Source organism: Streptomyces sp. NRRL F-5123 (genome assembly GCF_000721495.1).
Classification (GTDB): Bacteria; Actinomycetota; Actinomycetes; order Streptomycetales; family Streptomycetaceae; genus Actinacidiphila.
Genome location: NZ_JOHY01000010.1, coordinates 80,018 through 93,670 on the forward strand (window position 1 = coordinate 80,018; position 13,653 = coordinate 93,670).

13 protein-coding genes are annotated in these 13,653 nt (G+C 74.2%); 7 read left to right on the forward strand and 6 right to left on the reverse strand.

What is annotated here, in order from left to right:
* Nucleotides 1-23 precede the first annotated feature (23 nt).
* The 3 genes from IH54_RS41545 to IH54_RS0112435 form a co-directional block, all read right to left on the reverse strand.
* Nucleotides 24-1,730 carry an FG-GAP repeat domain-containing protein gene (locus tag IH54_RS41545; protein WP_052397346.1) on the reverse strand — a complete coding sequence of 569 codons (1,707 nt, stop codon included), beginning with the start codon at nt 1,728-1,730 and terminating at the stop codon, nt 24-26.
* A 217-nt stretch (nt 1,731-1,947) separates the two neighbouring features.
* Complete coding sequence (locus IH54_RS0112430; protein ID WP_031515935.1) at nt 1,948-3,174, reverse strand: arylsulfotransferase family protein; 1,227 nt, start codon at nt 3,172-3,174, stop codon at nt 1,948-1,950.
* A gap of 470 nt (nt 3,175-3,644) precedes the next feature.
* Nucleotides 3,645-4,421, reverse strand: coding sequence for an SDR family oxidoreductase (locus tag IH54_RS0112435; protein ID WP_031515937.1), 777 nt, complete (start codon nt 4,419-4,421; stop codon nt 3,645-3,647).
* A gap of 117 nt (nt 4,422-4,538) precedes the next feature.
* Between IH54_RS0112435 and IH54_RS0112440 the strand changes: the two genes are divergently transcribed.
* The 4 genes from IH54_RS0112440 to IH54_RS0112450 all read left to right on the forward strand — a co-directional run bounded on the left by IH54_RS0112440 (nt 4,539) and on the right by IH54_RS0112450 (nt 7,070).
* Entirely contained in the window at nt 4,539-5,231 is a 693-nt protein-coding gene (locus IH54_RS0112440) for a TetR-like C-terminal domain-containing protein (protein WP_078862138.1), read from the forward strand.
* A gap of 67 nt (nt 5,232-5,298) precedes the next feature.
* Entirely contained in the window at nt 5,299-5,520 is a 222-nt protein-coding gene (locus IH54_RS0112445; protein WP_234343475.1) for a hypothetical protein, read from the forward strand.
* 101 nt (nt 5,521-5,621) lie between these two features.
* On the forward strand, nt 5,622-6,386 hold the full coding sequence (locus IH54_RS44435; RefSeq protein WP_199923374.1) for a hypothetical protein: 765 nt from the start codon (nt 5,622-5,624) through the stop codon (nt 6,384-6,386).
* 126 nt (nt 6,387-6,512) lie between these two features.
* Entirely contained in the window at nt 6,513-7,070 is a 558-nt protein-coding gene (locus IH54_RS0112450; protein WP_031515943.1) for a CGNR zinc finger domain-containing protein, read from the forward strand.
* Between the two features lie 30 nt (nt 7,071-7,100).
* Here the strand turns inward: IH54_RS0112450 and IH54_RS0112455 are convergent, their stop codons facing one another.
* The 3 genes from IH54_RS0112455 to IH54_RS0112465 form a co-directional block, all read right to left on the reverse strand.
* Entirely contained in the window at nt 7,101-7,922 is an 822-nt protein-coding gene (locus IH54_RS0112455; RefSeq protein ID WP_031515945.1) for an SAM-dependent methyltransferase, read from the reverse strand.
* A 49-nt stretch (nt 7,923-7,971) separates the two neighbouring features.
* On the reverse strand, nt 7,972-8,187 hold the full coding sequence (locus IH54_RS0112460) for a DUF397 domain-containing protein (RefSeq protein ID WP_031515947.1): 216 nt from the start codon (nt 8,185-8,187) through the stop codon (nt 7,972-7,974).
* Between the two features lie 74 nt (nt 8,188-8,261).
* Nucleotides 8,262-9,083, reverse strand: coding sequence for a helix-turn-helix domain-containing protein (locus IH54_RS0112465; RefSeq protein WP_199923379.1), 822 nt, complete (start codon nt 9,081-9,083; stop codon nt 8,262-8,264).
* 331 nt (nt 9,084-9,414) lie between these two features.
* Here IH54_RS0112465 and IH54_RS0112470 point away from each other — a divergent pair, with 331 nt between their 5' ends.
* The 3 genes from IH54_RS0112470 (at nt 9,415) to IH54_RS0112480 (ending at nt 13,472) form a co-directional block, all read left to right on the forward strand.
* On the forward strand, nt 9,415-9,738 hold the full coding sequence (locus IH54_RS0112470; RefSeq protein WP_159011795.1) for a hypothetical protein: 324 nt from the start codon (nt 9,415-9,417) through the stop codon (nt 9,736-9,738).
* 119 nt (nt 9,739-9,857) lie between these two features.
* Nucleotides 9,858-11,534 (forward strand): hypothetical protein, encoded by a 1,677-nt coding sequence (locus IH54_RS46140; protein ID WP_052397347.1) that lies wholly within the window; start codon nt 9,858-9,860, stop codon nt 11,532-11,534.
* A gap of 693 nt (nt 11,535-12,227) precedes the next feature.
* On the forward strand, nt 12,228-13,472 hold the full coding sequence (locus IH54_RS0112480; RefSeq protein WP_031515953.1) for an AAA family ATPase: 1,245 nt from the start codon (nt 12,228-12,230) through the stop codon (nt 13,470-13,472).
* Nucleotides 13,473-13,653 lie beyond the last annotated feature (181 nt).

Below are 13,653 nucleotides of genomic sequence, written 5' to 3' on the forward strand. Positions count from 1 at the left end.
GGCGCGGGCGCGGGCGCGGGCGCCTAGAAGATCACGCTGTAGGTCCAGCCGGGGCCGACCTTGGTGCGCGGGGCGTAGGGGACGGCGGCGTCGCCCGTGCCCTGGTAGAGGTACAGCCCGCCCGTGGTGTCGCGGGCGAGGAAGTCCGCCTTCCCGTCGCCGGTGAGGTCGCCGCGGGACAGCAGCAGGTCGTAGTTGCCCCACCCGGTGCCGACCTTCACGCGGGCGGCGTAGGGGGCGGCCGCCTTGCCGGTGCCCTTGTAGAGCCACAGCACGCCGGACCCGTCGGTCGCGAGCAGGTCCGCCCTGCCGTCACCGGTGAGGTCTTCGGCCCCGGTCAGGGTCCGGTAGCCGCTCCAGCCGTCGCCGATCTTCGTGCGGCCGCCGAAGAAGGGAGCCGAGGTGCTCGCCGTGCCCGGGTAGAGCCACAGCGTCCCGGCGGAGTCGCGGGCGACCAGGTCGGCCGCGCCGTCGCCGGTCAGGTCGCGCGCGCCGACGATCGTGTCGTAGATGCTCCAGCCGGAGCCGACCTTGAGGGGCGTCTTGAAGATCACGGAGTAGCGGTTGCCGCTGCCGGGGAGGTACCAGAGGACCCCGCTCGCGTCCCGCGCGACCACGTCGCCGGTGCCGTGCGTCGTCAGCGGGGACAGCGCGGTGACGGCGTTGTAGCGCTCCCAGCCCGCGTCGTACGAGCTGCGCTGCCCGAACGGCGCGCTCACGCTGCCCGTGCCGTCGTAGAACCACGACTCCCCGTTCTTGTCGACGCCGAGCACGCGGTAGCGCTCGCTCACCGGGTCCGGGCTGAGGAGCGTGAAGGTGCTGGTCGTCTCGGGGTTGCCGAGGCCGCTGGTGATCACGTGGAGCACGGCGTCCGCGACGAGCTTCCACGCCTCGACCTCGGGGCCGGTGGTGAGCGTGTAGGTGATGGTGTGGTCGCCCGGGGGCAGGTCGCACCACAGCCCGCCGCTGGGGGCGGCCGAGGCGATGGTGTGGCCGCAGGCGTCCGCGGGGCCGCCGTCGACCGCGGTGATCCGCACGTCCGCCTCGTCCTCGTCCATCCACCGCTCGCTCTCGGTGGGGCCGAAGCTGATCTCCAGCCGGGCGGGATCTGCCGCGTGGACCTTCGCCGTCTGCACGACGGAGGAGTTCAGCGGCACATCGGGCGTGGTGAGCTGGACGGTGCTCAAGGCCACCTGGTCCTCGGTCAGGACCGAGATCACGCCGGCGGTCTTCTCGTCGGCGCTGGTGGTGGTGCCGGCCAGCTCGGCGGCCTTGACCGCCGCGGCCAGGTCGGTACCGCGCGGCGCGTAGCCGGAACCGACGTAGGCGTAGGTGTGGTTCGCGGCGTCGTCGGCGGCCTGGACCATCGGCGAGTCCATCGAGTTGGCGTCGGTGACCGGGCACGTGTACACGCCGGCCGCGCCCGCGTACGCCTGGCAGCTCGTGCCGTCCACCGACGCGGTCAGCCCGGCCGGCAGGCCCCCGTCGGCCCAGGTGGCGTCGGTCAGCGGCGCCTTGCTGAACGCGTAGACGGCCGTGCCGTCGGCGGTGCCGTAGGCGCCACCGCTCACGCTCCAGTCCTGGCCGGGATTCACCGCCACGTCGGACACGAGCGGGATGAAGTACGGGTCGGCGCTCGCGCCCCCGGCGGCGGCGAGCGACCCCGCCGTCAGGGCGGCGGTGAGCGCGCAGGCGGCCGCGAGCCTGGTGGCGTGCAGGCGTCTGGACATGGAGTTCCCCCTCCGTGACAAGCGGCGTCAACCGCCGCTCCAGGCGCCCGGACCCCCCGACGCCCGGGCCAACCTACCCGCCGGACATGATCAATCGGGTGGCGCAATTACGTCATCTGCGCAGCACTCGGCCTTTGGCGTACAAATCGGTTAAGCAGGGGTGAACGCCCGCCCCCGGACGCGTGAACGGGAGCGGGCGCCGGTCCTTACCGCCCGGTCACTTCCAGTCGAAGCGGTACGCCCGGTAGCTGATCACGCCGCTGGGCCACTGGGCGTCGAAGCGCAGATCGCCGGAGGGGCCGAACTCCGAGACGTACGGCTGCGATCCCCAGCCGACGAACCGGCCGCCGTTCGCCAGCGGCTGCGCGTTGCCCTGCGAGGAGGCGATGAGGCCGGCCGGCTGGTCGTCGGAGGCGAGAAGCGTCGCGGTGTGCCTGCGCGGGTCGAGCTGGACGGTGACCGCGCGGCTGTACGGCAGCTCGTCGACCGCGCCGGTGCCGGTGTTGGCGATGCCCGCGGACTCGTTGTCGAAGAAGCTGTACCGGCCGCCGCCCAGCGGCTCCGGGTCGTGCTGCCACGCGAAGATCGCGTCCTTGGTGTTCAGCACCTGCCCGGGCGCGGCCTTGAGGGTGAAGTCGCTGCTCTTGCCGCCCAGTTGCCACTGCACCTGGCCCGTGCGGCCGGAGATCTCGTACGCGGCCCAGGTGTTGCGCGAGTCGACGAGCAGGTTGCCGCCCGTGTCCTGCTTGACGGCGTTGATGTGGAACCAGTCCCACGGGCTGTCGGGCGAGGCGGGCAGCGGCTGCCGGCTCTCCGAGTACGGCACGTGGTCCGCGCTGTTCCACTCGAAGAGCACCTTGCCGGTGCGGATGTCGACCTCCTGCACGACGCCGTCGATGACCTTCTGGTGGTCGGAGCCGCCGATCGAGGTGAGGTCGGCCGTCGCGACCCCGTAGGCGAGGATCAGCGCGGTGTTCTGCTTCGTGATGAGGAATTCGTGCCCGTCGGCGGAGTAGCCGTTGCCCGCGCGGACCTCGGCTATCTGGCGGTAGTGGTCGTCGTAGACGTAGTCGACGCCCTGCGCGACGCCGCCGAGGCCGGACCCCTGCCACCAGGTCAGGACGGGCTTGCCGTGGTAGGTCTGCTTGCGGAAGTCGGCGGCGGTCTGGCCCGCCGGCACGGCGTGCGACCACACGGTACGGCGCCCGTCGTGGCTGAGTATCTCCACGCCGCTCGCGTACGTGCCGTCGCCTCCGTACGGGGCCACGAACAGGTCGCCGCTCGCGGTGCCGGGCTTCGCGGTCAGGACGTTGAGCGGTGGCAGCGGCAGCGCGTCCGCCTTCCCGCCGGACGCGGCGGCGGCGCCGTTCGCGGGCAGGACAGCGGCGAGCGCGGCCGCGGCGAGGGCGGGGACGGCGTAGCGGGACCAGGACTTCACGGACATGGGTACTCCTCCAGGGCATGACGGATCCGCCGGGCGGCGCGCGCACGCGGCGAACGCCCGGACGGGGAAGGGGATTTACGCGGTCGACGAGTGCGTCGGGACGCGCGCTGTCACCGCACGGCGGGCACAGGGCGGCCGTACGTCGCCGGAAGGGACCGGCAGGGAGGGAGCGGCGTGGTTCAGGCGTCCTCGACGCGAGCGGAAACGCTCAGCAGGGACGACAGGCAGCGGAGCAGACCCGCATGAGGTCGACATGACCGCGGGTCGTGAGGGTGCGCCGGTAGGGCCGCTTCATGCCGAGCAAGCTAACTGCTTGGCCTGTACACCGTCAACGCCCGTCCATATGGCGGCCGTCGCCGCAGCTCTGCGGGCGGGGGCAGGCCGGGGGCGGAGAGGGGCCGGGCGCAGGCGCGGGCGGGTGCCCCCGTCCGTGAGGGGGGCACCCGCCCGTACGGGAGGGGCGAACTCCGTTACGCGGCACCGCCGTTGACGTACAGCGTCTGCCCGTTGGTCCAGCGGCCGTGCGGGCCCGCGAGGAAGGACACGGAGTCGGCGATGTCGTCGGGGCTGCCGAGGCGCTGCATCGGGTTGAGGCCCGCGATGTGGTCGACCAGCTCCTGCGGCTTGCCGTCCAGGAAGAGCGGCGTCGCGGTGGGGCCGGGGGCGACCGTGTTGACGGTGACGTCCCGCCCGCGCAGCTCGCGGGCGAGGATCAGCGTCATGGCCTCGACGGCGCCCTTGGACGCGGCGTAGGCGGCGTACCCGGGCTGCTGGAGCCGCGTCACGGACGTCGAGAAGTTGACGAGCGCGCCGCCCGCCCGCAGCCGCCGCGCCGCGAGCTGCGAGACGACGAAGGTCCCGCGGATGTTGACCCGGTGCATGCGGTCCAGGTCCGCGAGGTCCAGCTCGGCGACGGGTGCGAGGGTCATCACGCCCGCGGTGTTCACGACGACGTCGATCCCGCCCAGCTCCCGCTCCACGCGGTCGAAGACGGCGGCCATCTCCGTCTCGTCGGCGATGTCCGCGGCCAGCGCGAGCGCCCTGCCGCCCTTGCCCGCGCCGGCCGCGGCCTTCTCGACCGCGGCGAGCGCCTCGGCGGCACGCTGCGTGCCGCCGCCGTAGAGCAGGGCGACGGACTGCCCGTCCGCGGCCAGCCGCTCGGCGACGGCCCGGCCGATGCCGCCCGAACCGCCGGTGACGAGCGCGACCCGGCTGCCGGCGGCGTTGCCCTCGGGTGTGGTGGTCATGGCGGTCTCCTCTGGCTCGCGCGGTGGCCCTGCTTTTGTGGACTGTCCGTCCACATCGAAAAATGTAGACTGATCGTCCATATAAAGCAACCGCGACCAGGCCGCCGGGAGGCCGAGATGCCCGCACGACCCGCCGCTGCCGCCGAGCCCGGCGACGGCGCCCGCCCCCACCCGGCCGCGGGTGCCCCCGCGGCCCACCCGTCGCGCCCCGTCCGGGGCCGGGGCCGCCGACCGGCCGCCGAGGTGCGCGCGGCCGTCCTGACCGCGACGGCCGCGATGCTGCGCGAGAGCGGGCTGCGCGACATCACCTTCGAGAAGGTCGCCGCCCGCGCGGGCGCGAGCAAGATGACCCTCTACAAGTGGTGGCCCTCCCCCGGCGCGCTCGCCTTCGACGCGTACTTCGCAGCGACCGAGGAGACCCTCGCCTTCACCGACACCGGCGACCTCGCCGCCGACCTCACCGCACAGCTGCACGCCTTCGTCGACCTCCTCACCCGGGAGGGCAGCGGCCCCCTCATCGCCCAGCTCGTCGGCGCCGCCCAGACCGACCCCGACCTCGCCGCCGCACTCGACCAGCACTACATCCGCCCGCGCCGCGACCTCGCCGTCGACCGGCTGCGCAGCGCCGAGCAGGCCGGCCAACTGCGGCCGGGCACCGACCTGGAGAGCCTCGTCGACCAGCTGTGGGGCGCCTGCTACCACCGCCTGCTGCTGCCCGCGCCCCCGCTGGACCGCACCTTCGCCGACACGCTCGTACGCAACCTGCTCGGCGGCGTCGCGACCCCCTCGCCGCCCGCGTCACCGGCTTGACAGGTGACGCGAGCGAGTGGGAGCGTGAGTACCGGCACAGCCAGGACCACTGAGCGGAGGCCCCGCGATGAGCACTTCGGTGAACATGAAGGTCGTACGAAAGGTCCATGAGGGGGACACCGCCGATGCAGCGGCCCGGCAGTCCCGTTTCGGCCACCTCCCCGAGCGCGTCCCCTTCGCGGACATGGTCCAGGAACAGGTCGCTCCGCGGGACCCCGCCCGCGACGCGTACAACGCAGCGGGCTCGCTCATCTCCTTCAACTGCCTCGCCCTCGACCTGGGCCTCTGAGGCTCAGCGCTGCCGCGCGGGGCGAGCGCTGTGCGCTGCCGCGCAGGGCGGCGAGCGGTTTGCGCAGCCGCGCCGGACAGGCGCAGTTGCGGCACCGGGCGATGACGACGACGGTCGTGGCCGCGCCCGTCCTGGCGGTGTGGGCGGCGTACCGCGCGACCCCGCTCGGCGACGACGCGCACGGCAGGCGTTTCCGCTGTGCACAGCGAGCGTTTTGCGCTGCCGCGCCGGGCAGTGAGCGGTTTGCGCTGCCGCGCGGGGCAGGCGTTTCCGCTGCGCACGGCGAGCGTTGTGCGCTGCCGCGCCGGGCGAGCGTTTCTGCCGCGCCGGGCGGTGAGCGGTTTGCGCAGCCGCGCCGGGCAGCGATTCCGCTGCAGCACGGCGAGCGTTTTCGCGCTGCCGCACGGGGGCGAGCGTTTCTGCTGCGCAGGGCGGTGAACGGTTTGCGCAGCCGCGCCGGACAGGCGTTTCCGCTGCGCACGGCGAGCGTTTTACGCTGCCGCACGGGGGCGAGCGCTTCTGCCGCGCCGGGCGGTGAACGGTTTGCGCAGCCGCGCCGGACAGCGATTCCACTGCGCACGGCGAGCGTTTTCGCGCCGCCGCACGGGGGCGAGCGCTTCTGCCGCGCCGGGCGGCGAGCGGTTTGCGCAGCCGCGCCGGACAGGCGATTCCGCTGCAGCACGGCGAGCGTTTTCGCGCTGCCGCACGGGGCGAGCGTTTCTGCTGCGCAGGGCGGTGAACGTTTTCAGGGGCGCGGGGAACTGCGCGGCCAGCCCACCGCCGGAGCGCGGGTAGTCACCAGCCCGAAGGGGCAGTTGCTCTCTCCCCCAGGGCTCCGCCTGGGAGGTGCCCCCACACGCCCCTGATTAACGAGTGCCCCGCGGCGCAGCCGTACCCGAAGACGCTCGCCCTGCGCAGCAGAGAAGCCCACCGCCCCGCGCAAGGGCGGGCCCGTGCTTGCGGGGCGGGGGGTCACCCCCCAGGATGGTGACGTGGACCTTACGCATGTGTTCGTCTGCGGCAATCCCGCCCTGGATTTCGCCGCGACCCTCCGAGCCCGGCGAACCCGCCGGTTCGAAGCTCTGGTCACGCCCGAGCGGCTCGACGCCTGGTACGTGGAGTCCGGCGTCGTGGACGCCGTCGCGCCGAGCGGGGCGGCGGACGTGACGGCGGCCCGCGAGGTCCGCGAAGCGGTGTACGCGCTGGTGACCGCCCGGCGACAGGGCGAGCCGTACGGCGCGGACGCGCTCGCGACCGTCAACGCGGCGGCGCGCGGACCCGCCGCGGCGCCGCAGTTGACGCCCGCCGGGCGGTGGACGGCGGCGTCGCCCGCCGAGGCGCTGTCGAGCGTGGCCCGGCAGGCGGTGGAACTGCTCAGCGGACCGGACGTGCCGCTGCTCAAGGAGTGCGGCAACCCGGAGTGCACCCGGATCTACGTCGACCGTTCGCACGGCATGCGGCGGCACTGGTGCGGCATGGAGTCGTGCGGCAACCGCGTGAAGGCCGCGGCGTACCGGGCCCGTAAGAGGTCGGCCGCGCAGGCGGGTTGAGCGGCGATGGCGCCAACCGCCTTCGTACGCTCAGGGCTTGATCGCGACGCCGCCCCACGCGGAGACCTCGGCGTCGGTGAGCGCGGCCACACGCGGCTCGTCCTCGGGGTCGGGGCGCCAGGTGTGGACCATGGCGATGCCCGGGTCGATGAGGTCGAGGCCCTCGAAGAAGCGCTTGCCCTCCTCCAGGGTGCGGACCTGGCCGGGGGTGCCGCCCTGGAGGTAGATCTCCTCGATGCGAGCCCAGGCCTCCGGGGCGAATTCCGGGGTGCTGTGGCTGAGCGCGAGCGCGCTGCCGGAGGGGAGCGCGTCGACGAAGCGCGAGACGAGGCCGTAGGGGTCCTGGTCGTCGGGCACGAAGTGCAGGATCGCGTTGAGCGACAGCGCCACCGGCTGGGTGAGGTCCAGCACGTCCGCCACTTCGGGGGACTTGAGCAGCTCGTCGGGGCCGCGCAGGTCCGCGTGCACGTACGCGGTCCGGCCGCCCGGGGCCGTACGCATCAGGCGCTCGGCGTACTTGAGGACCAGCGGGTCGTTGTCGGCGTAGACGACGCGGGCCTCGGGCGCGACGGACTGCGCGATCTGGTGCAGGTTGGGCTCGGTGGGTATGCCCGTGCCGACGTCGAGCCACTGGCGTATGCCGTGCTCGCGGGCCAGCACCCGGGTCGCCCGGTGCATGAAGAACCGCAACTCGCGGGCGCAGGTGCCGATGCCGGGGAAGACCCCGGCGATGGCCTCGGCGGCCTGGCGGTCGGCCTCGAAGTGGTCCTTGCCGCCCAGGTAGTGGTCGTACATGCGGGCGGAGTGCGGGCGGCTGGTGTCGATCACCGGTTCGGCCCCGGGCGTGGTCATGGTGGTCCTTTCCGTCGTACGTCCGTCGTCCTCCTGCCGGAGGGAGCCGTCACGCGGCGAAGTGGTCGGCGAGCCCGTCCTTGACGCCGCGCACGAACGCGCGGATCTCGTCGGGGGTGTAGACGAGCGCGGGGCCCGCCGGGTCGGTGGACTGCCGCAACGCGACGCGGCCGTCGGGCAGTTGCTTCAGCTCCACGCACTGCCCGCCGTTGGGGCCGCTCCACGGGCACTCCCAGCCGTGGTCGCCCAGCTCACGCGCGGGCATGCCGCTGCGGATCTCGGCGAGGTCCGTGACGCCCGGACGGGCTTCCGGAGCGGAGCCGCGGGGGTCGGTGGGGGTCATGTGTACTCCTTCCGCATGCGGTTCAGCAGCGCGGTGCTCTCCCGGGTGGAGGTGAGCAGGGAGAGCCGGTTGTGCGCTTCGAGATGCGTCGAGACGTCCGCGCGCTGGTCGAGGTAGACGGCGGCGGAGAGGATCTCGCTGTAGACGATGTCGGGGAGTTCGGGCTCGGCGAACCGGAAGTACGTGAAGGGCGCGCACGCCCCGACGTGCGCGCCCGCGCTGAAGGGCACGATGTCGACGCTGACGTGCGGGAGTTCGTTCGCCTCGAGCAGCCGCTCGATCTGCGCGCGCATGATCGCGGCGCTGCCGACCTGGCGGTGCAACACCGCCTCCTCCATGACCACCCACAGCGTGGGCGCGTCCTCCCGCTCCAGCAGGACCTGGCGGCGCAACCGGAGTTCGACGCGCTGCGCGAGCGCGTCCTCGGACTCGTTCGGGAAGCCGCCGCGCAGGCACGCGTGCACGTAGTCGGGGGTCTGGAGCAGCCCGGTGACGTAGTGCGGCTCGTAGGTGCGCAGCGCCCGCGCGCCGGTCTCCAGGCTCACGTACGCCTTGAACCAGCCGGGCAGCACATCGCGGTAGGGATACCACCAGCCGGGCTCGTTGGCCTGCTCGGCGAGCGCGCAGAACTCCTCGATCTCGCGCGGCCCGGCCCCGTACGTCTGCAGCAGCTTCTCGACGTAGAGCGGCTTGAGCGCGACCTCCGCCTTCTCCAGGCGGCGGATGGTGAGCGGGGTGACGCGCAGTGACCGGGCGGCCTGCTCGAGCGACAGCCCCGCCTCCTGGCGGCGCTCCTGCAGCCGCCGGCTGAGGATCATGCGCAGCACGGTCGGGGCGTTGGGACCACCTGCTGCGGCCGGCCGCTCCTCGCTCACACTTCCCCCTGACCGGGCCTCGCAGGCTGGTTGCTCTGGTTGCCGAGAGTTTGCTGAGTGCCCGTCAACAAGCTGAGTGTCACACACAGTTGATGAGATCACCAGATCGATCGGACGCAGGATGAAAATATCAGGAAGCGCATTGCGCGATGAGCGCCGCGGCACGATAGTGACGTGTGTGACTCACGCAACGCCGGGCGCACGGGGGCGCCGCGGGCACGGCGACGGCTTCGCGGCCGGCCGCCACGCCTTGGCCGAGACAGGAGTGTTGACGGTGGAAGACGGGATGCCCGGGTATCCGGAGCCGGAGCCGGCCTACGTCATCGACCACGTCTTCAGCGGCGCGGACCACCAGCACCGGCGCGTGCAGCTGCCCGTCGAGTGCGCGGACCGGGCGGTGTCCTGGATACGCATCCAGGCCCGCACGTACGGTGCGAGCGCACCCGAGGACCACCCCATCTGGGGCTGGATCGACACCCTGCACCGCGCCACCGAGCGGCAGTTACTCCTCACCGGCGCCGCCGACCTCACCTTCGACCTGGACCAGGGACGGGTGAGCTGGAGCATCCGCCGGGCGATCCGCGCGCGCATCGCCTGAGCGCTCGGCCGCTCCGCCGCCGGGGGGTGACATCCCGCGGCGCGGTCGCTTATGGTGAGCGGGATGACTACTCCTTCTGTTTTCGGAATGGGGGCTCGATTCGCTCAAGGTGAGTGCTGATGGGCACTCAGACCTTCGAGCCGGTGGCCTTTGAGCACACGGCTCGGTCCGCGAATCCGGAGACCCGGCTTTCCCTGTGGCTGCACGTGCGGCGTTACGCCGTGCCGCCCCCGTTGATCGACACCGCGACCGTCCGCCGCCACGCCGGCGACTGGGCGGGGGCCTGCGCTGCCGCAGGTTTCGACGTCGACTTCACCCCACGCTCCCTCGCCCGTACGCACGGCCGCGAACTCGCCAGTCAAGTCCGCCTGGACCTGCGGCGGTTGGCGCCCGATTTGCTGCGCTGGCACATGCCGAGGGTCGCCCCCGACGGGCTGCTCCGCCCCGGCGTGACCCTCGCGCTCGCGCGGTACGCCACCGCGGAGGGGGCTCTCCATCTCGTGGCCCGCACCCCGCCCGCGCGGGCGGCCGCACGCCAGCGCGTGCAGCTCGCGCTGTGGGACGGGACCCGCGACCTGACCCGTACGGCCGCGCAGGCCGCCGCTTCCGGCGGCAGCCGCGCGCATCCCCATCCGCGGCCCGACCGCCGCTTCCGGCTCGACCTGCACCGCCACCTGTGGGACGCGGAGCGGGCGCACGAGCTGCGCGAGCGGTCGGGGGCGGCACGGCGGCGGTCCTCCGCCGCCTTCCCGCCCGCCGGGTACAGGGCCCGGGAGGGGGCGGATCCCGCTGCCGCGGCCTGGCTCCCGGAGGGCTTCGGCACGCCCGCCGGGTACCGGACCCGGGAGGAACCGGAGTCCTGTGCGGAGGACGGGAGTTGGTCCGCCGGTGCGGACGGCTGGGCCGCCGCCTCGCGGTGGGCCGGCGAAGCCGCCGCCCTGCTGCGCGCGGAGGGCTCGCCTTCCGGCGGGGCCGTCGTCGTACGGCTCGGGCGCGGGCGGCGGCTGGTCCTGGAGGTCGAGTCCCCGGCGGGCGGCCCGCCGCGGGTTGCCGCCCGGTACGCGGAGGGGGCGTACCGATGCGCCAATTCGCTGACTGGGCAGGGCGGTTGCGCCGCCGGATGCGGGGGCTGCCTCGGCCCCGCCGCTGCCGCCGGATACGGCGACCTGCGCGCGCTGCCGGTGCTGCCGGACGCCGCGACGTGGGTGCCGCCCGACCTCGCCCTCCTCACCGCGGGCCTGCTGGCACCGGAGGAGCTGCACCCGCTGGTCGCCGCCGCCCTCGCGCCCGGGCGGGTGCGGGCGGCGGGGCCGCCGGGCTCACCGCCGGGTCCGGCGGCGCCGCGATACGTGCTGTGCCGGGGGGCGCGGCACCGTATCGGCCTCGTCGGCGGGGTCCTCACCGCGCTGGACCACGACCGGGACGAGGTCCGCAGGGAGGAGCTGCTCGCCCAGCTGAGCGGCACTCCGCTGCCGTGCCTCCAGGCCGTCGCCGAGGCTCACCGGCGTCCGGAGAACCTCCCGGACGTCCGGGCCCGCCTCGCCCACGGCGACATCCGCGGCGCCCTCGCGGAGGTCGAGGCCCTTCTCGGCCCGTCCGCCCTCCTCCGCGAGGGGGGTTTGCGGGACGCGCTCGAAGCGGCGGTCCGTGGCCGGGTGGACCACGGGCTCTTCCGCTCGGGCCTCGCCGACCCCGGGCCCGCGCCCGGCCTCCGCGCCTTCCCCCCCTTCTCCCGCGAGGAGCGGCGCCGCCGCACCGACTTCCACTCCCGCACCCGGCAGGCAGCCGCCCGCTGACCCGCCTCCCGGCGGAGGACGCCGAGTCCTGCCTCGCGGGGTGCGCGCTTCCCGCTGCCACGGGGCAGCGTTTTCGGGGGCGCGTGGGGCACCTCCCAGGCGGAGCTGCGGGGGAGAACCGCGCGGTCGGCCCACCACCGGCCGGTGGTCCGGAACGAAACCGAACCGCCCCTGCGGGCCGGTGACTACCCGCACCACGTGGGTGGTTGCTCGCGCAGTTCCCCGCGCCCCTGATGGGCACCGCCCTCCGCAGGGCCGGCACCCGAAGGGGCGCGTGGGGCACCTCCCAGGCGGAGCTGCGGGGGAGAACCACACGGCCGGCCCACCACCGGCCGGTGGTCCGGAACGAAACCGAACCGCCCCTGCGGGCCGGTGACTACCCGCACCACGTGGGGGGTGCTCGCGCAGTTCCCCGCGCCCCTGATGGGCACCGCCCTCCGCAGGGCCGGCACCCGAAGGGGCGCGTGGGGCACCTCCCAGGCGGAGCTGCGGGGGGAGAACCGCGCGGGCAACCACCCACCGGCCGATACTCCGGCCCCGACCGCAACAGCCCCGCCCGGACGGTGCCGCCCCGCGCCAGCGGGAAGGGCCCGCCCCGCGGCGCAGCCGCACCCCGAACGCGCCCGCGGCGCAGCCGCAACCACGTCCGGCCGACCAGGCCCGACGTTCCGACCTCGAACGCAAAGGTGACCTATGACCGTTGACAGCCCCATCGCCACCCTCCCCGGAGGGGACCAGCTCGGCGTCGCCGGAGAGCTCATCGCGCTGCTGAGCGCGACCGAGACGGAGCCGCGTCCCAACGACCAGTTGTCCGCCCTCACCCTCGCGGTCGCCGCCGACCTCCCCGTCCTCCTCTGGGGAGAACCCGGCATCGGGAAGACCGCCGCGCTCACCCAACTCGCCGCCGCGCTCGACCTCCCGCTCACGACGGTGATCGCGAGCGTGCACGAGCCGTCCGACTTCGCCGGGCTGCCCGTCGTCGGGGACGACCCCGCGGTGCAGGGGGTGCCGATGGCCCCGCCCGACTGGGCGGTCAAGCTCGTCCGCGCGGGACGCGGCCTGCTCTTCCTGGACGAGCTGTCCACCGCACCGCCCGCCGTGCAGGCGGCCCTGCTGCGACTGGTGCTGGAGCGCCGCATCGGTGCGCTCCAACTGCCGCCCGGCGTACGGATCGTGGCGGCAGCCAACCCGCGCTCGTCCGCGGCCGACGGCTGGGAGCTGAGCCCGCCGCTGGCGAACCGCTTCGTGCACCTGCAGTGGACGCACGAGCACGACGTCGTCGTACGCGGCCTCGGCGGTGTGTGGCCGCGCGCCGCGCTGCCGCGGCTGGATCCCCGACGCCTCGCGGAGGCCGTGGCGTTCGCGCGCCGCGCGGTGTGCGCCTTCCTCAAGGCGCGGCCCAAACTCGTCCACCAGCTCCCGGCCTCGGAGACGCGCCGGGGCGGTGCGTGGCCCTCGCCCCGCAGTTGGGAGATGACGCTCCGGCTCGTCGCGTTCGCGACCGCCGCGGACTCGCCCCGCGAAGTGCTCGCCCTGCTGGCGCGGGGTGCGGTCGGCGACGGTCCCGGCCTCGAACTCCTCGCCGCCATGGACCGGATGGACCTCCCCGACCCCGAGACGCTGCTCGCCGACCCGGCCGCCGCGGACCTTCCGGAACGTGGCGACCTGCGCCAGGCGGTGCTGGACGCGGTGGTCGCGGCGGTGCACTCCCACCCGACGCGTGCGCGCTGGGACGCGGCGTGGGCGGTGCTGGTCAAGGCCCTGGCCACCGGCGCCCCCGACCTGGTCGTGATGCCCGCGAAGGCCCTGGCGGGGCTGCGCCGCGAGGACTGGGACGTCCCCGCGGCGATCGACCGCCTCACCGGGGCCGTCACGATCTCCCGCCACGCCACGGAGGCCGCGACCCGTACGGCGGCGAAGGCGGGTGCCGCCCGATGAGTACGAACCCGCGTACCGCTCCCCCGATGCAGGGGTCGCCGCCCGAAGCCGTACCGGGCGCTCCGGCACCCGCGCCCGGTGATCCCGCACCCGTACCCGGCGCTCCGCCGCCCGCCCCCGGCGATCCCGCACCCGTACCCGGCGATCCCGCACCCGTACCCGGCCCCCCGGAGCCCCCGCC

Coding starts and splice junctions, on each gene's coding strand:
- IH54_RS41545 (WP_052397346.1), bottom strand. CDS start 1,730: ATGTCCAGACGCCTGCACGCCACCAGGCTCGCGGCCGCCTGCGCGCTC.
- IH54_RS0112435 (WP_031515937.1), bottom strand. CDS start 4,421: ATGACCACCACACCCGAGGGCAACGCCGCCGGCAGCCGGGTCGCGCTC.
- IH54_RS0112465 (WP_199923379.1), bottom strand. CDS start 9,083: ATGATCCTCAGCCGGCGGCTGCAGGAGCGCCGCCAGGAGGCGGGGCTG.
- IH54_RS0112440 (WP_078862138.1), top strand. CDS start 4,539: ATGCCCGCACGACCCGCCGCTGCCGCCGAGCCCGGCGACGGCGCCCGC.
- IH54_RS0112460 (WP_031515947.1), bottom strand. CDS start 8,187: ATGCCCGCGCGTGAGCTGGGCGACCACGGCTGGGAGTGCCCGTGGAGC.
- IH54_RS0112455 (WP_031515945.1), bottom strand. CDS start 7,922: ATGACCACGCCCGGGGCCGAACCGGTGATCGACACCAGCCGCCCGCAC.
- IH54_RS44435 (WP_199923374.1), top strand. CDS start 5,622: ATGACGACGACGGTCGTGGCCGCGCCCGTCCTGGCGGTGTGGGCGGCG.
- IH54_RS0112430 (WP_031515935.1), bottom strand. CDS start 3,174: ATGTCCGTGAAGTCCTGGTCCCGCTACGCCGTCCCCGCCCTCGCCGCG.
- IH54_RS0112480 (WP_031515953.1), top strand. CDS start 12,228: ATGACCGTTGACAGCCCCATCGCCACCCTCCCCGGAGGGGACCAGCTC.
- IH54_RS46140 (WP_052397347.1), top strand. CDS start 9,858: ATGGGCACTCAGACCTTCGAGCCGGTGGCCTTTGAGCACACGGCTCGG.
- IH54_RS0112445 (WP_234343475.1), top strand. CDS start 5,299: ATGAGCACTTCGGTGAACATGAAGGTCGTACGAAAGGTCCATGAGGGG.